This window comes from Isoptericola luteus, assembly GCF_020297055.1.
Lineage (GTDB): Bacteria > Actinomycetota > Actinomycetes > Actinomycetales > Cellulomonadaceae > Isoptericola > Isoptericola luteus.
In genome coordinates this window covers 134,157-156,696 of the sequence record NZ_JAIXCQ010000005.1, presented here as the reverse complement: position 1 = coordinate 156,696, position 22,540 = coordinate 134,157, and the positions used below count along the sequence as shown (strand labels likewise).

The window sequence follows — 22,540 nt, the reverse complement described above, 5'->3', positions numbered from 1 at the left end:
GTACGGCCCGCCACCGACGCTCCGGGATCGACAGGCGTCAGGCGCGCGCCGCGGCGGCGGCGGACTCCTCGTCGACCTCCCGCTCGAGCCTCGACCACAGCTCGTCCACGCGGCCGCGCAGCTCGTCCTCGGTGCCGCTGCCGTCCAACGTCACGTCCGCGACGGCGAGCCGCTCGTCGTCCGACGCCTGCGCCGCCACCCTGGCACGGGCCGACTTCTCGTCCATGCCGCGGCCGTCGACGAGGCGGGCGACCCGCTGCTCGGCCGGTGCGTGCACCACGACCAGCAGGTGGAAGTGGTCCGCCTGTCCGGTCTCGAGCAGGAGCGGGATGTCGTGCACCACCACGGCGCGGTCGTCCGCCGCCCCGGCCTGCGCCTCGCGCTCCGCGGCGATCCGGCGGATCTCGGGGTGCAGGATCCCCTCCAGCCGGGCGCGGGCGTCCGCGTCGTCGAAGACGACCCGGCCGAGCGCCGCACGGTCGAGCGATCCGTCCGGCGCGAGCACGCTCTCGCCGAACGCCTCGACGACCTCCTCGAGGCCCACGGTGCCCGGCCCGACCACCTCGCGGGCAAGGACGTCGTGGTCCACGACGACGGCCCCGCGCTCGGCGAGGTGACGGGCGACGACTGACTTGCCGGCGGCGATGCCGCCGGTGAGACCGATGCGGAGCATGAGGACCATCCTGCCCCGGGCGTAGTGTTCCCGCCATGAGCACGCCACTCGGCCACAGACCCGGCGGCGGCGGGGGCCGCACGATGCGGTCCTTCCTCGGCGACGCCTCCGTCAAGGACCACCGGCTGGGTGGCGGCACCATGCGCCGGATCCTCGCCTTCGCACGCCCCTACCGCGGACGGCTCACGGTGTTCGTGCTGCTCCTCGGCCTCAGCGCCGCCGCCGGGGCGGTGACGCCGCTGCTGTTCCGCCGCCTCATCGACGACGGCATCGCCACCGGGGACCGGGGACTGGTCGTCGCCCTCGCGGCGGCCGCGGGGGGCATCGCGCTCGCGACGGCCGGCCTCGCCGTCGCGGAACGCTGGTTGTCCGCACAGGTCGGCGAGGGACTCATCCTCGACCTGCGCACCGCCGTCTTCGACCACGTCCAGCGGATGCCGCTGGCGTTCTTCGCCCGGGCCCGGACCGGGGCCCTGGTGCAGCGCCTCAACGGCGACGTCCTCGGCGCCCAGCAGGCCTTCACCTCCACGCTGCAGACCGTCGTCTCCAACGGCCTGACGATCGCCTTCACGCTGGCCGCGATGCTCGTGATGTCGTGGCAGCTCACCCTCCTGTCCCTCGTGCTGGTGCCCGCGTTCGTGCTCCCGGCACGGTGGTTCGGCCGGCGGCTCGCCTCGCTGGCCCGCACCGGCTACGAGCTCAACGCGGACGCCGGCCAGATGATGAACGAGCGCTTCAACGTCGCGGGCGCACACCTCGTCAAGGTCTTCGGCGACCCGGCGCTGGAGTCGGAGCGGTACGCCGGGCAGGTGCGCCGCCTGCGCGACCTCGGGGTGCGCACCGCCCTGCTCGGCACCTGGTTCCGCGTCGGGCTCACCACACTGGCATCGCTGGCCATCGCCGTCGTCTACGGTCTCGGTGGGCTCCAGGCGATCTCCGGCCAGCTGACCGTCGGCACCGTCGTCGCGCTCACCGCCTACCTGGGGCGGCTCTACGGACCCCTGGCCGGGATGTCGAACGTCCAGGTGGACGTCATGACCGCCCTCGTGAGCTTCGAGCGCGTGCTCGAGGTGCTCGACCTCGAGCCCACCGTCGCGGAGCGCCCGGGCGCCACGGACCTGCGCACCGCCGTGGCCGACCGCGGGGCGTCGCTCGAGCTCGACGCCGTGACGTTCCGGTATCCCGGCGCCGACGAGGTCTCGCTCGCCTCGCTCGAGTCGGTGGCGGCTCTGCGCGCCGATCCCACCGAGGACACCCTCCGGGACGTCTCGTTCACCGTCCCGGCCGGGGCGATGGTGGCGCTCGTCGGGCCGTCGGGCGCCGGCAAGACGACCGTCTCCCAGCTCGTCTCGCGCATGTACGACCCGACGTCCGGCGCCGTGCGCCTGGCGGGGCAGGACCTGCGCGACGTCACCGCGGCGTCCCTGCGCGCCACCGTGGGCGTGGTCTCCCAGGAGGCGCACCTGTTCCACGACACCGTGGCCGCCAACCTGCGGTTCGTCCGGCCGGAGGCTTCCGACGCCGACCTGGAGCGTGTGCTGCGCCAGGCCCGCATCTGGGATCTCGTCGCCCGCCTGCCCGAAGGGCTCGAGACCGTCGTCGGCGACCGTGGCTACCGCCTCTCCGGAGGCGAGCGCCAGCGGCTGGCGATCGCCCGGCTGCTCCTGCGCGCCCCGGACGTCGTCGTGCTGGACGAGGCGACGGCGCACCTGGACTCGGAGTCCGAGGCCGCGGTCCAGGCAGCTCTCGACGAGGCCCTCGCAGGACGCACCTCTGTCGTCATCGCGCACCGGCTGTCGACCGTCCGCGCGGCGGACTCGATCGTGGTCCTGGAGGCCGGCCGTGTCGTCGAGCGCGGCACCCACCCGGAGCTGCTCGCCCGCGGCGGCCTCTACGCCGAGCTCTACCGCACCCAGTTCGCGGACCCGCAGTAGCCGCCCAGGCCTGCCCCGTCCCTGCGGTCAGGGCCACGTGCACGCATTCACGCACCACGCCCTGACAGCTCGCCGCCGGGCACGACGCAGGCCCGCCACCCCGAGGGGTGACGGGCCTGCGTCAGACACTCACCGGCCGCGTCGGCGGCCGGCCGGGATCAGTTCCCGGTGAGCTTCTCGCGAAGCGCCGCGAGCGCCTCGTCCGAGGCCAGGGTGCCGGTGGCCTCCTGGGCCGGAGCCGAGGAGTACGACGACGCCGAGGACGACGAGGAGGACGACGAGGACGAGGAGGAGGAGGAGCTCCCGCTCGGCACGGCGTCGCTCACCGCGGCGTCGGCGTCGGCCGAGATGGCCGCGCGGACCTGCTCGCGGTGGGACTCCCACCGCGCGTGGGCCTTGGCGTACTCGGCCTCCCAGGCCTCACGCTGCGACTCGAAGCCCTCGAGCCACTCGTTGGTCTCCGGGTCGAAGCCCTCGGGGTACTTGTACTCGCCGTTCTCGTCGTACTCGGCCGCCATGCCGTACAGCGCGGGGTCGAAGTCCTCCGACTCGGGGTCGACGCCCTCGTTGGCCTGCTTGAGCGACAGCGAGATGCGACGACGCTCGAGGTCGATGTCGATGACCTTGACGAAGACCTCGGCACCGACGCTGACGACCTGCTCGGGCAGCTCGACGTGGCGCACGGCCAGCTCCGAGATGTGCACGAGACCCTCGATGCCGTCCTCCACGCGGACGAACGCACCGAACGGCACCAGCTTGGTGACCTTGCCGGGCACGACCTGGCCGATGGCGTGCGTGCGGGCGAAGGCCTGCCACGGGTCCTCCTGCGTCGCCTTCAGCGACAGGGAGACGCGCTCGCGGTCGTGGTCGACGTCGAGCACCTCGACGGTGACCTCCTGGCCGACCTCGACGACCTCGGACGGGTGGTCGATGTGCTTCCAGGACAGCTCGGAGACGTGCACGAGGCCGTCCACGCCGCCCAGGTCGACGAACGCACCGAAGTTGACGATCGACGAGACGACACCGGGGCGCACCTGGCCCTTCTGCAGGGTCTGCAGGAAGGTGGAGCGGACCTCGGACTGCGTCTGCTCGAGCCAGGCACGGCGCGACAGGACCACGTTGTTGCGGTTCTTGTCGAGCTCGATGATCTTGGCCTCGATCTCCTTGCCGACGTACGGCGCGAGGTCGCGGACGCGACGCATCTCCACCAGGGAGGCGGGGAGGAAGCCACGCAGACCGATGTCGAGGATGAGGCCACCCTTGACGACCTCGATGACGGTGCCGGTGACGACGCCGTCCTCCTCCTTGATCTTCTCGATCGTGCCCCAGGCGCGCTCGTACTGGGCGCGCTTCTTGGACAGGATCAGACGACCCTCCTTGTCCTCCTTCTGGAGGACGAGCGCCTCGACGGCGTCGCCGACGGCGACGACCTCGCCGGGGTCGACGTCGTGCTTGATCGAGAGCTCGCGGGAGGGGATGACGCCCTCGGTCTTGTAGCCGATGTCGAGGAGTACCTCGTCGCGGTCGACCTTGACGATCGTGCCTTCGACGATGTCACCATCGTTGAAGTACTTGATGGTGGCGTCGACGGCGGCAAGGAAGTCCTCCTCGGTGCCGATGTCGTTGACGGCAACCTGCGGGGCGGACTTCGTGGTGGAGATGGTCATTGAGTAGATGCTCCGATGCGGACAGGACGTAGTGCGGTCAGGGTCGTGGTACAGGACCGTGGGTCGACCGTCCGACGGGACGAGGCCTGCCGGCGGAAGGTCACGGGCGCACAGAGGCGCACTGCACCGCGAGACATCCTATCGGCGCGGCACCTGAGGGTCAACGCGTGCCACGATGACCGGATGACCAGCTCCGGGCCCGTGCCGCCGCCCCTGTCCCGGGCGGGCTACCAGGACGTCCCCGACGCCCAGGGCGGCGGGGCCGCGCGCGGATGGTGGGACGCGAACGCCGCGGAGTACCTCGACGAGCACGGGGACTTCCTCGGCGCCGCCACGTTCCGCTGGGGCCCCGAGGGCCTCACCGAGGACGAGGCGGGGCTCCTGGGGGACGTGGCGGGCGCCGCCGTCCTCGAGGTCGGCGCCGGCGCCGCCCAGTGCTCGCGCTGGCTCGCCACCCGCGGCGCCCGCGTGGTGGCGAGCGACGTGTCCGGCGGGATGCTCGCCGGCGGCGACCGCCTCGACGCCGCGGCGGGCGTGGTCGTGCCCCGTGTCCAGGCGGACGCGCGGGCGCTGCCGTTCGCCGACGAGGCCTTCGACGTCGTCTTCACGTCCTTCGGGGCGATCCCGTTCGTTCCCGACGCCCGCCGGGTCCACGCCGAGGCCGCGCGCGTGCTGCGTCCTGGCGGCCGTTGGGTGTTCTCCGTGACGCACCCGGTGCGGTGGGCGTTCCCCGACGACCCCACGGCCCGCGGGTTGATCGCAGACCGCTCCTACTTCGACCGTCGCCCCTACGCCGAGTCCGACGACGACGGCCGGGTCACCTACGCCGAGTACCACCGCACCCTCGGCGACCACGTGCGTGACGTCGTCGCCGCCGGGCTGCGGCTGCGGGACGTCGTCGAGCCCGAGTGGCCGGGCTGGAACGACCAGGTCTGGGGCGGCTGGAGCCCTGAGCGCGGCGCCCTGCTGCCCGGCACCGCCGTCTTCGTCACGACGAAGGACTGACGGGGGCAGGCCGCGGCCCGCCGTCGTCCTCGGGGCGGGCTCAGTGCCCGGCGTCGTGCCAGGTGGCCCCCGCGCCGACCGAGACGTCGAGCGGCACGTCGAGCTCGACCGCCGCACCCATCTGGGTGCGCAGCACGTCCTCCGCCTGCTCGCGCTCGCCGGGCGCGACCTCGACCACCAGCTCGTCGTGCACCTGGAGCAGCAGCCGGGAGGACATCTCGCGGCGGTCCAGCTCGGCCTGCACCTTGAGCATCGCGATCTTGATGATGTCGGCCGCGCTGCCCTGGATCGGCGCGTTCAGGGCCATCCGCTCGGCCATCTGGCGCCGCTGCCGGTTGTCGCTCGTGAGGTCGGGCAGGTACCGGCGACGCCCCTCGATGGTCGCGGTGTACCCGGTGACCCGGGCCTCCTCCACGACGCTCGTCAGGTAGTCCCGCACCCCTCCGAACCGCTCGAAGTAGTCGTCCATGAGCTTCTGCGCCTCGCCCGTGGGGATCGTCAGCTGCTGGGACAGGCCGAAGGCACTGAGGCCGTACGCGAGCCCGTAGCTCATCGCCTTGATCTTCGAGCGCATCTCGGGCGTGACGTCCTGCGGCTCGACGTCGAACACCCGCGACCCGACGTACCGGTGCAGGTCCTCCCCCGAGCGGAACGCGTCGATGAGCCCGGCGTCGCCCGACAGGTGCGCCATGATCCGCATCTCGATCTGGCTGTAGTCCGCGGTGAGCAGCGACTCGTACCCCTCGCCCACGCGGAAGGCGCGCCGGATGCGACGGCCCTCCTCCGTGCGGATCGGGATGTTCTGGAGGTTCGGGTCCGTGGAGCTCAGCCGCCCGGTCGCCGCGATCGTCTGCTGGAACGTGGTGTGGATCCGGCCGTCGGGGGCCACGGCCTTGAGCAGCCCGTCGACGGTGGTGCGCAGCCGGGTCACGTCGCGGTGTGCGAGCAGGTGCTCCAGGAACGGGTGCTCCGTCTTGATGTACAGGTCCTGCAGGGACGCCGCGTCGGTGGTGTAGCCCGTCTTGATCTTCTTCGTCTTCGGCATCCCGAGCTGGTCGAAGAGCACCTCCTGGAGCTGCTTCGGGCTGCCGAGGTTCACCTGCCGGCCGATGACGTCGTACGCCTCCGCGGCCGCCTCGGCGACCGACGCGGCGAACTGCCGCTCGAGCTCGGTGAGGTACTCGACGTCCGCCGCGATGCCCGTCGACTCCATGCGCCCCAGGACCTGGGACAGCGGGAGCTCGAGCTCGGTCAGCAGGCCGGTCGCGCCCCGGTCCGCGAGCTGCCCCGCGAGGGCGTCGGCCAGGTCCACGACGGCGGTCGCCCGTGCGGCGGACTGCCGTGCGCGCGGCTCGTCGTCGTCACCGCCGTCCAGCGCCAGGTCGAGCGCGCCCTGACCGGTGGCCGCCGCCTCGCCGGTGCCGAGCTCGCGCCCGAGGTGCCGCACCACGAGGTCGCCCAGGTCGTAGCCCCGCTGGTCCGGGTAGCACAGATAGGCCGCGAGCTCGGTGTCGAACTCGACGCCGTGCAGGTCCAGACCACGGGAGGCCAGCATGTGCCAGGCCGTCTTGCTGCCGTGCACGACCTTGGGGGACGACGGGTCGGCGAGCCAGGCGCCGAGCGCGCGGTCGTCGGCGGCCGACAGGTCCGCCAGGTCGAGGGCGACCGCCGCGCCGGGACCCTGGGCCGAGCCCTCCGCGATCGCGACCTCCCACGCGTCGCCCGCGGCAAGGATCGCCGTACCGGTCACGTCGAGCCCGAGCCGACGGCCCGCACGCTCGGCCAACCAGCCCTCGAGCTGACCCGGCTCCAGGGCTGCCACCGCGACGGCGACGCCCTCGGCCGCGACCTCGACCAGCGGCTCCGCGGCCGGGTCGGCGGCGAGGAGCCGGTCTCGCAGCGCACCGAACTGGAGCGTGTCGGACACGCGGTGCACGGCCTCGCGGTCGAACCCCGCGAGCCGGAAGTCCTCGATGCCGAGCGGGAGCTCGACATCGCGCAGCAGCGCGTTGAGCTCCCGGTTGAGCCGGACCTGCTCCACCGAGGAGCGGAGGTTCTCCGCGGCCTTGCCCTTGAGCTCGTCCACGTGGTCGAGCAGCGCCTCGAGGCCGCCGTACGTCGTGACCCACTTGGCCGCCGTCTTGGGCCCCACCCCGGCGACACCCGGCAGGTTGTCGCTGGACTCCCCGACGAGGGCCGCGAGGTCCGGGTAGCGCTCCGGCGGGACGCCGTACTTCTCCTGGACCGCGGCGGGGGTCATGCGAGCGAGCTCCGACACGCCGCGCTTGGGGTAGAGCACCGTCACGTCGGCGTCCACGAGCTGCAGCGCGTCGCGGTCGCCCGAGCAGACCAGGACGTCCATCCCGGCCTGCGTGCCGTGCCGCGCGAGCGTGGCGAGGATGTCGTCGGCCTCGATGCCCTCGCGCTGCAGGAACGGGATGCGCAGGGCGTCCAGCACCTCCCGGATGAGCGGCACCTGACCGCGGAACACCTCCGGCGTGGCGTCGCGGTTGCCCTTGTACTCCGCGAACCGCTCCGTGCGGAACGTGACACGGCCCGCGTCGAACGCGACGGCGACGTGCGTCGGCTGCTCGTCACGCAGCAGGTTCGTCAGCATCGACGTGAAGCCGTAGACGGCGTTGGTCACCTGTCCGCTCGACGTCACGAGCGTGTCGGGCAGGGCGAAGAACGCCCGGTACGCCATGGAGTGGCCGTCGATGAGCAGGAGCCGCGGTCGGGTGCCGGTTCGCGCAGAGGTCGTCACGGATGCCAACCTAACCTGCGTGACCGACACCCCCGGGCCCGAGCGCCCCACCGCATCCCCTGCACAGCGCTTCCCCCGCACGGACGACGAGTGGCGGGCGGCCGCCCGCGGCACGCTCATCGAGCGGCTCGGGATCCAGCTCACCCACGTCGCCCCCGAGCGCGCCACGGGCAGCATGCCCGTCGAGGGAAACACCCAGCCCGCCGGGCTCCTGCACGGCGGCGCGTCGGTGACGCTCGCCGAGACCCTCGGCTCGATCGCCGCGCAGCTGCACGCCGGCACCGACCGTGCGGCCGTCGGCCTGGAGGTCAACGCGACCCATCACCGGGGCGTGCGCTCCGGCAGCGTGCACGGGGTGGCGACGGCGCTACACCTGGGCCGCACCACCGCCGCCTACGAGATCGTCGTGACCGACGACGACGGGCGGCGCGTCTGCACCGCCCGTCTCACCTGCATGATCCTCGCGGCCTGACGGACCGCCGACGGCGCGCGGCCGGCGTCAGGTCACGGCCTGGCGTCGGCCACCACGTCCTGCGCGGGAGCGGCGTCAGCGGCGTCGCGCAGCATCGCCTCGCGCTGCGCCTGGAAGTCGCGCAGGTCGACCGGCCCCGTCGGCAGGCCTGCGGCACGCGCCCGACGGCGCCGTGCGACCAGGTCCTCGATGGCGGCGCGGGTGGCGTCCCGTCGGCTGACCCTGGCGCCGCGCGGTGCCTGCGGCCCCTCCTGGGCCAGGCGGCGCTGCAGCGTCGCGATCCCGACAACGCGGTGCCCAGAGGCCGGCGCGAAGCCGAGCCGGGCGAGGAACCGGTGCATGCCGCGCGCGCCGGGCGCCGGGGCGCAGAACACCTGCTCCGCGCCACGCTCGGCCGCGAGGGTCGCCATCGCCGCCACGAGGGCGTGCCCGACGCCGCGCCGGCGCGCGCGACCCGGGACGTACACGGCGTCGACGTAGGCGCTGGCCGTGGGCGCGAAGAGCTGAGGCTCGATGAGGCGGACCACGAGGAACCCGCAGACGGTGTCGTCGAGAGTCGCCACGAGGACGCTGCCGCCGGCGCCGATCAGCACGCTGAGGTGCTCGGCCAGCCGTGCGGAGTCGCCCTGTCCGGCCTGCACGGCGGTCGGTGCCTCGTCGACCGCCTCCGCAGCGAGCGCGGCGACGGCGACCAGGTCGTCCTGACCTGCCGCACGGACCTCGACGGCTGCACGCATCGGCACCTCTCCTCGACGGGGACCGCCGCCCCGCTGGTCGCGGGACTGCCCGCACCCTGCGGGGCCACGCCCGGGCGGGTGCCCGGGGCGCGCGGTCGGTGAAGCAAGAACATCACGGAATGGTTACGGCTCCCAGGCGACGATAGCCGTCGACTGGGAGCCGCACAACGTCTCCGGGCTGTGATCCACGCTGTCGTCTACCAGCACCCACAGACCGGGGACCGGGACCGATCAGGCGCTGCCGACCTGCTCGATCACGGCGTCCGCGACCTCGCGCATGGTGAGGCGGCGGTCCATCGACGTCTTCTGGATCCAGCGGAACGACTCAGGCTCCGACAGGCCCATCTTCGTCATGAGCAGGCCCTTGGCGCGGTCCACGCGCTTGCGGGTCTCGAACCGCTCGGTGAGGTCCGCGACCTCGGACTCGAGCGCGCCGATCTGCTGGTAGCGGGAGATCGCGATCTCCACGGCCGGGAGCAGGTCCGCAGGGGTGAAGGGCTTGACGACGTAGGCCATCGCGCCGGCGTCGCGCGCACGCTCCACCAGCTCCGTCTGCGAGAACGCCGTGAGCAGCACGACCGGGGCCGCGTGGGCCTTGCCGATCCGCTCCGCGGCAGAGATGCCGTCGAGCTCGGGCATCTTGACGTCCATGACGACGACGTCGGGCTTCAGGCTCGTCGCGAGCTGGACGGCGGTCTCGCCGTCACCGGCCTCGCCGACGACGTCGAAGCCGGCCTCACGGAGCGTCTCCACGACGTCCATCCGGATGAGCGCCTCGTCCTCGGCGACGACGGCACGACGCGCCGGACGCGCGCTCGTCTCCTGGGGAGCCTCGGGCTCCTGGTCGATCATGGGCGGCAGGTCGAGCGGCGCGGTCGCCTCGGGCTTCTCGTTGGGCTTGTCGGTCACCCGCCCATCCTAGACGCCACCGGTGCCCGGGCGCGTGCGCGTCCCGTGTGAGTCGCGCGACGCGCACCGCTCCCGGCGCTTTGGGCTCCGACCTGCGCGTGTGGTTCGATGGGCCCGCACCGCCCCGGTAGCCCAACCGGCAGAGGCAATCGGCTCAAACCCGATCCAGTGCGGGTTCGAATCCCGCCCGGGGCACGCACGGCGAAGGGCCTGGCACCGTCCATGACGGTGCCAGGCCCTTCGCACGCCAGGCGCTCCCGGTCAGGTCACTCGGCGATGACGTGACCGTCCTGGTGGCTGCCCACCTTGTGGACCAGGATCGAGTTCGTCGTGCCGGGCACGCCCACCGGGGCGCCCGAGACGATCACGACACGGTCACCGGGCTCCACCAGGCCGTTGGCCTGGAGCGTGGAGTCGACCTGCCCGACCATGGCGTCGACGCTGTCGACCTTCGGCACCTGGTAGGTGCTGGTGCCCCAGGTGAGCGCCAGGACGTTGCGCACGCTCTCCTCGGGGGTGAAGGCCAGCAGGGGGATCCCCGAGCGCAGGCGGGACATCCGCTTGGCGGAGTCGCCCGACTGGGTGAAGGTCACGAGATACTTCACCCCGAGCGTCTCGCCGATCTCCGCGGCGGCGCGGGTGATGACGCCACCGCGCGTGTGAGGGCTCGACCCGAGCGGCGCGATGCGCTCCCGGCCCATCTCCTCGGTCGCGGTGATGATCCGGGCCATGGTCTGCACGGTGACGATCGGGTAGTCGCCCACGCTGGTCTCGCCCGAGAGCATGACCGCGTCCGCGCCGTCGAGCACGGCGTTGGCGCAGTCGGAGGCCTCCGCGCGCGTCGGCGTGGGGCTGGTCGTCATGGACTCCAGCACCTGGGTCGCGACGATCACCGGCTTGGCGTTGCGGCGCGCCAGCTCGACGATCCGCTTCTGGACCAGCGGCACCTGCTCGAGGGGCATCTCCACGGCCAGGTCGCCACGGGCGACCATGAAGCCGTCGAACGCTGCGACGACCTCCTCGAGGTTGTCCACCGCCTGCGGCTTCTCGATCTTGGCGATAACGGGCACGATGCGCCCCTCGGCCTCCATGATCGCGGCGACGTCGTCGTAGTCCTTGGCGGACCGGACGAACGACAGCGCGATGAGGTCGGCGCCCATGCGCAGGGCCCAGCGCAGGTCGTCGGTGTCCTTCTCCGACAGCGCGGGGACGGACACGGCGACGCCGGGCAGGTTCAGGCCCTTGTTGTTGGACACCGGCCCGGCGACCTCGACCGTGGTGACGACGCGCGGGCCGTCCACCGCGGTCACGCGGACGCGGACCTTGCCGTCGTCGATGAGGATCGGGTCGCCGACGCGGGCGTCGGACGGCAGGCCCTTGTGCGTCGTGGACACGAGCTCCTTGGTGCCCACGACGTCCTCGGTGGTGATGGTGAACGTGTCACCCTCGGCCAGGAAGTGCTTCTGGTCGCCCTCGAACCGGCCCAGCCGGATCTTCGGACCCTGCAGGTCGACGAGGACGGCGACGTTGCGGCCGGCCTCCTTCGCCGCGGTCCGCACACCCTGGTAGACGGCCTCGTGCTCCGCCTGCTCACCGTGGCTCCGGTTGATGCGGGCCACGTCCATGCCCGCGTCGACCAGCTCCCGCAGCTTCTCTGCGGACGCCGTCGCGGGTCCGATGGTGCACACGATCTTCGCTCTGCGCATGTCTCCAGCCTCGTCGTCGAACGGCCCCGGTGCGAACCGGGACCTGGCCCGGGCGCCGCCGCGGCGTCCGGGGTCTTGCTCATCCTCTCAGTGCGACCGTCCGTGGGCCCACCGGGGCGGGCAGCTCGGTGCTGCCCTGCAGGTAGGCGTCGACGGCGGCCGCCGTGGCACGCCCCTCGGCGATCGCCCAGACGATCAGGGACTGGCCCCGGCCCGCGTCGCCGGTCACGAAGACGCTCGGGACGCTCGACGCATAGGTGTCGTCGCGGCGCACGAGGCCTCGGCCCGTCAGCTCGATGCCCGTCTGCGAGACGATCTGGTCGGTCTCCGGGCCGGTGAAGCCCATGGCGATCAGGACCAGGTCTGCTGGGATGTCGTGCTCCGTACCCGGCTTGGGCACGCGGCGCCCGTCCGGCAGGTACTCCGTCTCGGCCACGCGCAGAGCGCGCACCGCGGGTGCCCCACCGTCCGTGCCAGCCTCGCCCACGAACTCTACCGTCGAGGCGAGATACGTGCGCTCGCCGCCCTCCTCGTGAGACGAGGAGATCTCGAACACGATGGGGTCGGTGGGCCAGGGCTGGTGCGCGGGCCGTTCGAGCGGCGGCTGCTTGCCGATCGCCAGCGTCGTGACGCTGGCCGCACCCTGACGCAGAGACGTGCCCAGGCAGTCGGAGCCGGTGTCGCCACCGCCGATGATGACGACGTGCTTGCCCTCGGCGCTCGGCGCGCCCTCCACGGGGTCGCCACCCGCCGCCTTGTTGGCTGGCACCAGGAAGTCCATCGCGAAGTGGATCCCGTCGAGCTCGCGGCCGGGCAGCGCGAGGTCGCGCGGCACGGTGGCGCCCGTCGCGACGACGACCGCGTCGAACCGGCGGCGCAGGGCGTCCCAGGTGATGTCCCGCCCGATCTCGACGCCCGGGCGGAACCGGGTCCCCTCGGCCTCCATCTGCTCGAGCCGCCGCTCGATGTGCAGCTTCTCGAGCTTGAAGTCGGGGATGCCGTAGCGCAGCAGGCCGCCGACGGCGTCGTCCCGCTCGTACACGACCACGGTGTGGCCGGCACGGGTGAGCTGCTGCGCGGCGGCCAGGCCGCCCGGGCCGGACCCGACGACCGCGACCGTCGAGCCGGTGAGCCGCTGGGGCACCTGCGGTGCGACGAGGCCCCGGGCGAACGCCTCGTCGATGATCGAGACCTCGATGTTCTTGATCGTCACCGCGGGCTGGTTGATGCCCAGCACGCAGCTCGACTCGCACGGGGCCGGGCACACCCGGCCCGTGAACTCGGGGAAGTTGTTCGTGGCGTGGAGCCGCTCGATGGCGTCGGCCCACTGGCCGCGCCGCACGAGGTCGTTCCACTCGGGGATGAGGTTGCCCAGCGGGCAGCCCTGGTGGCAGAACGGGATGCCGCAGTCCATGCAGCGGCCCGCCTGCTCCTTGAGGAAGGGCTGGCCGTCCTCGCGCTGCGCGTGCGTGTCCTTCCAGTCGCGCAGACGGACCTCGACCGGACGGCTCGGCGGGAGCTCGCGCTCCCGCACCTTCAGGAATCCGCGCGGGTCAGCCACGTGCCACCTCCATGATGTGCTCCCACAGGGTCGGGTCGAAGCCCTTGCCCTCGCCCAGCGTCCGGCCCTCGGACTCGGCGTCCGCGAGCGCGGCCCGCACGCGGGCCCACCCCCGGGGCAGCACGCGCGTGAACAGCTCGCGCGCGCCGTCGTCGGCGAGGAGCTCGGCCGCCACCGGCGATCCCGTCTCCTCCAGGTGCCGCCGCAGCAGGCCGGTGACCTGCTCCCAGTCGGCGTCATCCAGAGGGCCGACCTCGAGCTCGCCCGAGGAGACCGCCTGCGTGTTCATCGCGACGTCGCGCAGCCCGAGCACGTACGCGACGCCCCCGGACATGCCCGCGCCGAAGTTGCGCCCCGTCGGGCCGAGCACCAGGACGGTGCCGCCCGTCATGTACTCGCAGCCGTGGTCGCCCACGCCCTCGGTGACGAGCGTCGCGCCGGAGTTGCGCACCGCGAACCGCTCCCCCACGCGACCGCGCAGCAAGATCTCGCCCGAGGTGGCGCCGTAGCCGATGACGTTGCCCGCCACGACGTTCGCCGCGCCCTCCAGGACGGCGGCCCGGTCCGGCCGGACGACGATCCGGCCACCCGAGAGCCCCTTGCCCACGTAGTCGTTGGCGTCGCCGAACAGCCGCAGGGTGACACCCCGCGGCAGGAAGGCGCCGAGCGACTGGCCCGCGGACCCGGTGAGGGTGACGTCGATGGTGTCGTCGGGCAGGCCCTCGCCCCGGTACCGCTTGGTGACCTCGTGGCCGAGCATGGTGCCGACCGTGCGGTTCACGTTGCGCACCGGCACGGAGATCTGCACGGGCCGGGCGTCCTCGAGCGCCTCGCGGGCGAACTCGATGAGCTGGTTGTCCAGCGCCTTGGCGAGACCGTGGTCCTGGGTGGCGACCTGGCGCAGGACGGCGTCCGGCCCCGCCTGCGGGGCGGCGAGCACCGGCGCGAGGTCGAGGCCCTGTGCCTTCCAGTGGTCGAGGGCCTTGCGCGTGTCGAGCGCCTCGACGTGCCCCACGGCCTCGGCGATCGAGCGGAAGCCGAGGGAGGCGAGGTGCTCGCGCACCTCCTGGGCGAGGAACTCGAAGAAGTTCACGACGAACTCGGGCTTGCCCGTGAACCGGCTGCGCAGCTCCGGGTTCTGCGTGGCCACGCCCACGGGGCACGTGTCCAGGTGGCACACGCGCATCATGATGCAGCCCGAGACGACCATCGGAGCCGTCGCGAAGCCGAACTCCTCGGCACCCAGCAGGGCGGCCACGACCACGTCGCGGCCCGTCTTCATCTGCCCGTCCACCTGCACGACGATGCGGTCGCGCAGGTTGTTCAGCACGAGGGTCTGCTGGGTCTCCGCCAGGCCGATCTCCCACGGCGTGCCCGCGTGCTTGAGCGACGTCAGCGGGCTCGCGCCCGTGCCGCCGTCGTGCCCGGAGATCAGGACGACGTCCGCGTGCGCCTTGGACACGCCGGTCGCCACGGTGCCGACGCCGAACTCGGAGACGAGCTTGACGTGGACGCGGGCCGACGGGTTCGCGTTCTTGGCGTCGTGGATGAGCTGCGCCAGGTCCTCGATGGAGTAGATGTCGTGGTGCGGCGGCGGCGAGATCAGCCCGACGCCGGGCGTCGAGTGCCGCGTCTTGGCGACCCACGGGTACACCTTGGGCCCGGGCAGCTGACCGCCCTCGCCGGGCTTGGCGCCCTGGGCGAGCTTGATCTGGATGTCGTCGGCGTGGGTGAGGTACTCGCTCGTGACGCCGAAGCGGCCCGACGCGATCTGCTTGACGCGCGAACGACGCTCCGGGTCGTAGAGGCGCTCGGGGTCCTCGCCACCCTCACCGGTGTTCGACCGGGCGCCGAGGCGGTTCATCGCGATCGCGAGAGTCTCGTGCGCCTCCGCCGAGATCGAGCCGTACGACATCGCGCCCGTGTTGAAGCGCTTGACGATCTCGCTGACCGGCTCGACCTCGTCCAGCGGGACGGGCTCACGGTCGGGGTCGAAGCGCAGGAGCCCGCGCAGGGTCATCAGCCGGCGCGACTGCTCGTCCACGCGACGGGTGTACTGGCGGAAGATGTCCATCCGGCCCGAGCGCGTCGCGTGCTGGAGACGGAACACCGTCTCCGGGTCGAAGAGGTGCTCCTCGCCGTCACGGCGCCACTGGTACTCCCCGCCGCTGGTGAGGCGCTGGTGCGCCTTGTGGTTGCCCGACGCCGGGTACGCCTCGGCGTGCCGGGCGGCGACCTCGGCGGCGATCACGTCCAGCCCGATGCCGCCGAGGCGGCTCGTGGTGCCCGTGAAGTAGTCGTCGACGAGCTCGTGGGACAGGCCCACGGCCTCGAAGATCTGCGCACCGCGGTACGACATGATCGTCGAGATGCCCATCTTGCTCATCACCTTGAGCACGCCCTTGCCGAGCGCCGTGATGAGGTTCGCCACCGCCGTCTCGGGCGAGACGTCGAGGTAGTCGTGCCGTGCGAGGTCCTCGACCGTCTCCATCGCGAGGTACGGGTTGACCGCCGCGGCGCCGTAACCGATGAGCAGCGCGACGTGGTGCACCTCGCGCACGTCGCCGGCCTCGACCACCAGGGAGATCTTGGTGCGCGTGTGGCGGCGCAGCAGGTGGTGGTGGACGGCGCTGGTGAGCAGCAGCGACGGGATCGGCGCGAGCTCGGAGTCCGAGTCGCGGTCGGACAGCACGATGTGCGTCACGCCGTCCGCGATCTCCGCGTCGACCTGGGCGAAGATCTCCTCCAGGCGCGCCTGCAGCGCCCGGCCGCCGCCCGAGACCTCGTAGAGCCCGCGGACGATGCCCGCCCGGAACTCGCCCTCCAGGCGCGGGTCCCGGTCGATGCGCACGATCTTGGCGAGCTCGTCGTTGTCGATCACGGGGAACGGCAGGTCCAGCTTGCGGGCGTGCTGCGCGACCTCGTCGAGCAGGTTCGGCTCGGGCCCGATCGTGCTGTCGATGGCCGTGACGAGCTGTTCACGGATCGAGTCCAGCGGCGGGTTGGTGACCTGCGCGAACATCTGCGTGAAGTAGTCGAAGAGCAGCCGCGGCCGGCTGGAGAGGACGGCGATCGGGGTGTCGGACCCCATCGCCCCCAGCGGCTCCGCACCCTGGTTCGCCATCGGCGTCAGGATGACCTTGAGCTCCTCGGTGGTGTAGCCGAAGGCGCGCTGACGACGCTGGACCGACGCCGGCGAGTGCGCGACGTGCTCACGCTCCGGCAGCGAGTCCAGGGTGATCGTGTTGCCGGCGATCCATTCGCCGTAGGGACGGTGCGCGGCGAGCTGGCCCTTGACCTCGTCGTCCTCGACGATCCGGCCCTGCTCCGTGTCGACCAGGAACATGCGCCCCGGCTCCAGGCGGCCCTTGCGCACGATGGTCGCGGGGTCGAGGTCCAGGACCCCGGCCTCCGACGCGAGCACGACCAGACCGTCCTCGGTGACCCAGTACCGGCCCGGGCGCAGCCCGTTGCGGTCCAGCACCGCGCCAATCAGCGTGCCGTCGGTGAACGTCAGGCAGGCGGGGCCGTCCCAGGGCTCCATGAGGTTGGCGTGGTACTGGTAGAACGCGCGGCGTGCCGGGTCCATCTCCGCGTGGTTCTCCCACGCCTCCGGCACCATCATGAGCACCGCGTGCGGGAGCGACCGGCCGCCGAGGTGCAGCAGCTCGAGCACCTCGTCGAAGCTCGCGGAGTCGCTGGAGCCCTCCGTGCACACCGGCAGCAGCGGCGACAGGTCGCCCAGCACGTCGCTGGAGAGCGTGCCCTCGCGCGCCGCCATCCAGTTCCGGTTGCCGCGCACCGTGTTGATCTCGCCGTTGTGCGCCAGGAGCCGGAAGGGCTGGGCCAGCGGCCACGACGGGAACGTGTTGGTCGAGAACCGCGAGTGGACGAGCGCGATCTCCGACGCGTACCGCGGGTCGGACAGGTCGGGGAAGAACGGCTCGAGCTGAGCCGTCGTGAGCATGCCCTTGTAGGTCAGGGTGCGGCACGACAGCGACGCCAGGAACAGGTCCAGCTCGTTCTGGGCACGCTTGCGCAGCCGGTACGTGCGGCGGTCCAGCTCGAGGCCGGACAGCTCGCGCGACGGGTCCGCCACGACGACCTGGCGGAACAGCGGCATCGAGGCACGGGCCGTCGGCCCGACGAGGTCGGCCGTGACCGGCACGTCGCGCCAGGCGAGCACCTCGAGCTTCTCCTCGGCGGCGATCGCGTCGAAGCGCGCCACCACCCGGTCCGCCTCGGCCCCGTCTTGCGGGAGGAACGCCATGCCGATGGCGTAGCGGCCCGCGGGGGGCAGCTCGACAGGGATCACGTCGCGGACGAAGGCGTCCGGGATCTGCGTGAGGATCCCTGCGCCGTCCCCGCTGTTCTCCTCCGCACCCACCGCGCCGCGGTGGTCGAGGTTCAGCAGCGCGGTGAGCCCCGCGTCCACGATGTCGCGCCCGGGCGTCCCGCGCAGGGTCGCCACGAACGCGACGCCGCACGCGTCGTGCTCGGCCGTGGGGTCGTACAGACCCTGTGCCCGGGGTGCCTGGACCCCATGCTGCGGCCTAGTCATCAACACCGTCCTCCGTCCGCGCCCGCACGCGGGCACGCCTAGCTCAAGATGGTCGGGACGCCGTCGGCCCGTCGGTACACGGCGACACGACCCCGGAGGTGTCCGGGACGCGTACCGCCTCAGGCGCGGGCCGTCGACCCCGGGTCGGGCCCGTCGGCGTCCGCTCCAGCACGGTCCCGGCCGCGGCCCTCGTCGGGGTCGTCCGGCCGGTCGGCGTCGTTCGTGTCGTCGCCACCGTGCTCGTTGGTCGTCCTGTCATGATCGTCCGCCGCGGACGTTCCCCGGGTGTCCCCGGCGCCCTCGACGCCCTCCGCACCGCCCGCCGCAGCACGGCCGGGCAGCTGCACCCCGTCCTCGCGCTCGGGGTACCTGCGGCCGATGACGACGAACGCCACGACGGCACCAAGGCCGACGATGATCGACGTCCAGACGTTCAGCCGCAGCCCGAGCACGTGCTCTGCGGTGTCGATGCGGAGCATCTCGATCCACACCCTGCCAAGGGTATAGGTCGCGACGTAGGCCCAGAATACCCGCCCATGACCGAGCCTGTACCGACGGTCGAGCCAGATCAAGAACGCCGCCGCTGCGAGGTTCCAGATCATCTCGTACAGGAATGTCGGATGGAAGAGGGTACCTTCCGCGTAGACCAGCCCCGTCGCGGGGTCCACCGGCAGGTACGGGGTGTCGATCTCCAGGCCCCACGGCAGCGTCGTGGGGGCGCCGAAGAGCTCCTGGTTGAACCAGTTCCCCAGGCGGCCGATCGCCTGCGCGACGAGCAGACCTGGCGCGAGGGCGTCCGCATAGCTGCTCAGCCGCACGCCCTTGCGCCGGCAGCCGATCCAGGCGCCGACGGCGCCGAGCGCCACGGCTCCCCAGATGCCGAGGCCGCCCTGCCAGACGTACAGCGCCCGGACCGGGTCACCGCCCGGCCCGAAGTACGGGTCCGGCGTGCTGAAGACGTGGTAGAGCCGGCCGCCGACGATGCCGAACGGCACCGCCCAGAAGGCGATGTCGAGCACGTCGTCGGCCACGCCACCGCGCGCCACCCAGCGCTTCATGGTGATCAGGACCGCGACGACGATGCCGGCGAGGATCGCCAGCGCGTAGGCGCGCAGGGGCACCGGACCGAGGTACCACGTGTGCTGGGGCGGGCTCGGGATCGCGGTGTGCAGCGCGGTCGCCAGGGAGGCCTGGAGCCCGCTCGTCAGTCCGGTCACGGGGAGGTCTCCTGCGAGGTCGGGTCCACGGTCGTCGAGTCGTCCACGGCCAGAACTGTACGGCCAGCGGCCACCGGCCCGGCGCCGCGGGCCCGGCGGACACCGTCGGCCAGGTCCGCGGTGCGACGCTGGAGCTCGTCGATCCGGGCCGACCAGGGTCCGTCGGCGAGGAGCGCACCCACGAGCGCCGACCCCACGATGACGCCGTCCGCGTACCGGCCCACCTGGGCGGCGTGGTCGCCGGTCGAGACGCCGAGGCCGACGCAGACGTCACGGGCACCCGCGGCGCGGGTGTCCGCCACGAGCTGCTCCGCGCGGGCGCCCACCTGGGAGCGCGCGCCGGTGACGCCCATCGTCGAGGCGGCGTAGACGAAACCGCGGGTGGCGCGGACCGTGCGCTGCAGCCGCTCGGGCGTCGAGCTCGGCGCGACCAGGAAGACCCGGTCGAGGCCGTGGGCGTCGGAGGCCGCGATCCACTCGGCACCCTCGTCCGGGATGAGGTCCGGGGTGATCACGCCCGCGCCGCCGGCGGCAGCCAGGTCGCGCGCGAACGCGTCCACGCCGTAGCGCAGGAGCGGGTTCCAGTAGCTCATCACCAGCGTCGGCACCCGGCCGGCAGTGTGGGACGCCACGGCCTCGGCGACGCGCAGGACGTCGCGGACCCGCGTGCCGCCCGCGAGCGCGGCCTCGGCCGCGCGCTGGATCACCGGGCCGTCCATCACGGGGTCCGTGTACGGCACGCCCACCTCGACGACGTCCGCCCCGGCGTCCACCATCGCGAGGACCGCCTCGACGGACCGCTCGACGTCGGGGAAGCCGACCGGCAGGTAGCCCACCAGCGCCGCGCGCCCCTCGGCACGCAGGGCGGCGATCCGGTCACCGGTCGCCGAGGCGACGGGCATGGTGCCCACCGGGCTGGTCGCTGCGCTCACTTGTCCCCCTCGGTGCCCTGCGCCGCCTGGGCGGCCTCGTCGTCCAGCAGGCCGAACCACGTCGCGGCGGTCGCCACGTCCTTGTCCCCGCGCCCGGAGAGGTTGACGAGGATCACCTGGTCCGTGCGTCCGTCGTCCGCCGCACGACGCCCGACGCGCAGCGCGCCTGCGAGCGCGTGCGCGGACTCGATCGCCGGGATGATGCCCTCCGTGCAGCACAGGAGGCGGAACGCCTCCATGGCCTCGTCGTCGGTCACCGGCTCGTAGACGGCGCGGCCCAGGTCGTGCAGCCATGCGTGCGCGGGGCCGACGCTCGGGTAGTCCAGCCCCGCCGAGACGGAGTGGCTCGGCAACGTCTGGCCGTCGTCGTCCTGCAGCAGGTACGAGCGGGCTCCGTGGAGCACCCCGGGCGCCCCGCCCGAGAAGCGGGCGGCGTGCCGCCCGCTGTCGATCCCCTCGCCCCCGGCCTCGAAGCCGTACAGCGCCACGCCCTCGTCGTCGAGGAAGGCGTTGAAGAGCCCGAGCGCGTTCGACCCACCGCCGACGCAGGCGGCCAGGGCGTCCGGCAGCCGACCGACCCGGTCGAGGACCTGCTCGCGGGCCTCCTCGCCGATGATGCGGTGGAACTCGCGGACCATCTCCGGGAACGGGTGCGGACCCGTGACGGTGCCGAGCAGGTAGTGGGTGCTCTCGACGTTGGCGACCCAGTCCCGCAACGCCTCGTTGATCGCGTCCTTGAGGGTGCGGGACCCGATCTGCACCGGGACCACCTCGGCGCCCAGCAGCCGCATCCGCGCCACGTTGAGCGCCTGACGGCGGGTGTCCTCCTCGCCCATGTACACGACGCACTCGAGGTCCAGCAGCGCGGCCGCCGTCGCGGTCGCCACGCCGTGCTGCCCGGCACCGGTCTCCGCGATCACGCGGGTCTTGCCCATGCGCTTGACCAGCAGCGCCTGACCCAGCACGTTGTTGATCTTGTGCGAGCCCGTGTGGTTGAGGTCCTCGCGCTTGAGGAAGACCCGCTGGCCGCCCGCGTGCTCCGCGAACCGGGGCACCTCCGTCAGCGGCGACGGGCGGCCCGTGTACTCCCTGTGCAGGCGCGCCAGCTCGGCGGTGAAGGCGGGGTCTCCGAGCGCCTTGCGGTACTCGGTCTCGAGCTCGTCCAGCGCCGCGATGAGCGCCTCCGGGACGAACCGGCCGCCGAACTCGCCGAAGTACGGGCCCTGCACGTCGGCGAGCCGCCCGAGCACCTGGTGGGCCAGGGTCTCGGTCAGCGCGTCGCGCACGGGCTGGTCGGGCTGGTCGGGCACAGCGCCTCCCTCTCGGGTCGTCGGGGGTGTGGGCAGAAGTGGCGGGGGCGGCGCGGCGCCGGTGCGCCGTGGCCGGTCAGGGCTGGTCAGAGCTGATCAGGGCTGGGCGGCGGGCCGCACAGACCACAGGGCCGGGTGCTGCCCTGCGGCCACGAGGTCGGCCACGGACCGGCGCGGCGTCCCGCCCGTGACGAGCGCCTCGCCGACGAGCACGGCGTGCGCACCGGAGCGCGCGTAGTCGAGCACGTCGTGCGGGCCGCGCACCCCGGACTCCGCGACGCGCACCACGTTGTCGGGGACCAGCGGCGCGAGGCGGGCGAACGTGCTGCGGTCCACCTCGAGGGTCTTGAGGTCGCGGGCGTTGACGCCCACCACCCGGGCACCGGCGTCGAGGGCGCGCTTCACCTCGTCCGCGGTGTGCGCCTCGACCAGGGCGGTCATGCCGAGGGAGTGCACGCGCTCGACCAGCGAGGTCAGGACGGTCTGCTCGAGCGCCGCCACGATGAGCAGCACCAGGTCCGCGCCGTGGGCGCGCGCCTCCCACACCTGGTACGGCGTGACGACGAAGTCCTTGCGCAGGACCGGGACGTCGACCCGGGCGCGCACCGCGTCCAGGTCGTCGAGGCTGCCGCCGAAGCGGCGCTGCTCGGTGAGCACCGAGATCGCGCTCGCGCCGCCCCTGGCGTACTCCTCGGCGAGGGACGCCGGGTCGACGATCGGCGCCAGGTCGCCCTTGCTCGGGCTGGACCGCTTGACCTCGGCGATCACCGCGACCCGGTCCTCCGACAGGAGTCGGCCGCAGCACTCGAGCGCGCCCGGAACCCGTGCCGCGCGCTCCTTGAGCACGTCCAGAGATGTGTGCGCCTGGCGCACGGCGAGGTCCTCGCGGACCCCCGCGATGATGTCCTCCAGGACCGTCATGCTGTGCCTCCCGTCCCCCGGCGCAGATCCGTCCCTGCCCACGCCTGCCAGCCATCGTAGGCCCGCCGACGGGTGACCCCGGACGTGCTCCGGAGCGTGAGACACCCGCCGGCAGCAGCCCGGACGCGCAGCGCGCCCCGACGAGCGGTGGTCGGGGCGCGCCGTGAGGGT

The 22,540-nt window shown here is 72.8% G+C and carries 15 protein-coding genes and 1 tRNA gene; 4 read left to right on the top strand and 12 right to left on the bottom strand.

What is annotated here, in order from left to right:
- Positions 1–37: 37 nt before the first annotated feature.
- Positions 38–673: a dephospho-CoA kinase gene (coaE, locus tag LEP48_RS09375; RefSeq protein ID WP_225565318.1), complete on the bottom strand. Its 636-nt coding sequence runs from the start codon at positions 671–673 to the stop codon at positions 38–40.
- A 35-nt stretch (positions 674–708) separates the two neighbouring features.
- Here coaE and LEP48_RS09370 point away from each other — a divergent pair, with 35 nt between their 5' ends.
- A complete protein-coding gene (locus LEP48_RS09370; protein ID WP_225565317.1) occupies positions 709–2,607 on the top strand; it encodes an ABC transporter ATP-binding protein in 1,899 nt (632 codons plus the stop codon).
- A gap of 158 nt (positions 2,608–2,765) precedes the next feature.
- Here LEP48_RS09370 and rpsA read toward each other — a convergent pair whose 3' ends face one another.
- On the bottom strand, positions 2,766–4,274 hold the full coding sequence (rpsA, locus tag LEP48_RS09365) for a 30S ribosomal protein S1 (protein ID WP_225565316.1): 1,509 nt from the start codon (positions 4,272–4,274) through the stop codon (positions 2,766–2,768).
- Positions 4,275–4,457: 183 nt separating this feature from the next.
- On the opposite strand from rpsA, the gene LEP48_RS09360 reads away from it, so the two are divergent.
- Positions 4,458–5,279 carry a class I SAM-dependent methyltransferase gene (locus LEP48_RS09360; RefSeq protein WP_225565315.1) on the top strand — a complete coding sequence of 274 codons (822 nt, stop codon included), beginning with the start codon at positions 4,458–4,460 and terminating at the stop codon, positions 5,277–5,279.
- A 40-nt stretch (positions 5,280–5,319) separates the two neighbouring features.
- On the opposite strand, the gene polA is transcribed toward LEP48_RS09360, so the two are convergent.
- Complete coding sequence (gene polA / locus LEP48_RS09355) at positions 5,320–8,043, bottom strand: DNA polymerase I (RefSeq protein WP_225565314.1); 2,724 nt, start codon at positions 8,041–8,043, stop codon at positions 5,320–5,322.
- A 19-nt stretch (positions 8,044–8,062) separates the two neighbouring features.
- Between polA and LEP48_RS09350 the strand changes: the two genes are divergently transcribed.
- Entirely contained in the window at positions 8,063–8,515 is a 453-nt protein-coding gene (locus LEP48_RS09350; protein ID WP_422723823.1) for a hotdog fold thioesterase, read from the top strand.
- Between the two features lie 32 nt (positions 8,516–8,547).
- On the opposite strand, the gene LEP48_RS09345 is transcribed toward LEP48_RS09350, so the two are convergent.
- Both LEP48_RS09345 and LEP48_RS09340 read right to left on the bottom strand, forming a co-directional pair.
- The gene (locus LEP48_RS09345; RefSeq protein ID WP_225565313.1) at positions 8,548–9,252 is read right to left on the bottom strand and encodes a GNAT family N-acetyltransferase; all 705 of its coding nucleotides are present in this window, start codon (positions 9,250–9,252) and stop codon (positions 8,548–8,550) included.
- A 231-nt stretch (positions 9,253–9,483) separates the two neighbouring features.
- The gene (locus tag LEP48_RS09340) at positions 9,484–10,104 is read right to left on the bottom strand and encodes an ANTAR domain-containing response regulator (protein ID WP_225565416.1); all 621 of its coding nucleotides are present in this window, start codon (positions 10,102–10,104) and stop codon (positions 9,484–9,486) included.
- Between the two features lie 178 nt (positions 10,105–10,282).
- On the opposite strand from LEP48_RS09340, the gene LEP48_RS09335 reads away from it, so the two are divergent.
- Positions 10,283–10,356 (top strand) — tRNA-Leu (locus tag LEP48_RS09335).
- A gap of 71 nt (positions 10,357–10,427) precedes the next feature.
- Here LEP48_RS09335 and pyk read toward each other — a convergent pair.
- The 7 genes from pyk to trpC form a co-directional block, all read right to left on the bottom strand.
- Positions 10,428–11,867, bottom strand: coding sequence for a pyruvate kinase (gene pyk, locus LEP48_RS09330; RefSeq protein ID WP_225565312.1), 1,440 nt, complete (start codon positions 11,865–11,867; stop codon positions 10,428–10,430).
- A gap of 79 nt (positions 11,868–11,946) precedes the next feature.
- Complete coding sequence (locus LEP48_RS09325; protein ID WP_225565311.1) at positions 11,947–13,428, bottom strand: glutamate synthase subunit beta; 1,482 nt, start codon at positions 13,426–13,428, stop codon at positions 11,947–11,949.
- Entirely contained in the window at positions 13,421–17,989 is a 4,569-nt protein-coding gene (gltB, locus tag LEP48_RS09320) for a glutamate synthase large subunit (RefSeq protein WP_225565310.1), read from the bottom strand. Before gltB ends, LEP48_RS09325 begins: the two co-directional genes overlap by 8 nt.
- Positions 17,990–18,108: 119 nt before the next feature.
- Positions 18,109–19,206, bottom strand: coding sequence for a prolipoprotein diacylglyceryl transferase (gene lgt, locus LEP48_RS09315; RefSeq protein WP_422723822.1), 1,098 nt, complete (start codon positions 19,204–19,206; stop codon positions 18,109–18,111).
- A complete protein-coding gene (trpA, locus tag LEP48_RS09310) occupies positions 19,203–20,108 on the bottom strand; it encodes a tryptophan synthase subunit alpha (RefSeq protein ID WP_225565414.1) in 906 nt (301 codons plus the stop codon). Before trpA ends, lgt begins: the two co-directional genes overlap by 4 nt.
- Before the next feature lie 26 nt (positions 20,109–20,134).
- Positions 20,135–21,412, bottom strand: coding sequence for a tryptophan synthase subunit beta (gene trpB, locus LEP48_RS09305; RefSeq protein WP_255641085.1), 1,278 nt, complete (start codon positions 21,410–21,412; stop codon positions 20,135–20,137).
- Between the two features lie 132 nt (positions 21,413–21,544).
- Positions 21,545–22,369 (bottom strand): indole-3-glycerol phosphate synthase TrpC, encoded by an 825-nt coding sequence (gene trpC, locus LEP48_RS09300; protein WP_225565309.1) that lies wholly within the window; start codon positions 22,367–22,369, stop codon positions 21,545–21,547.
- Between the last annotated feature and the right edge of the window lie 171 nt (positions 22,370–22,540).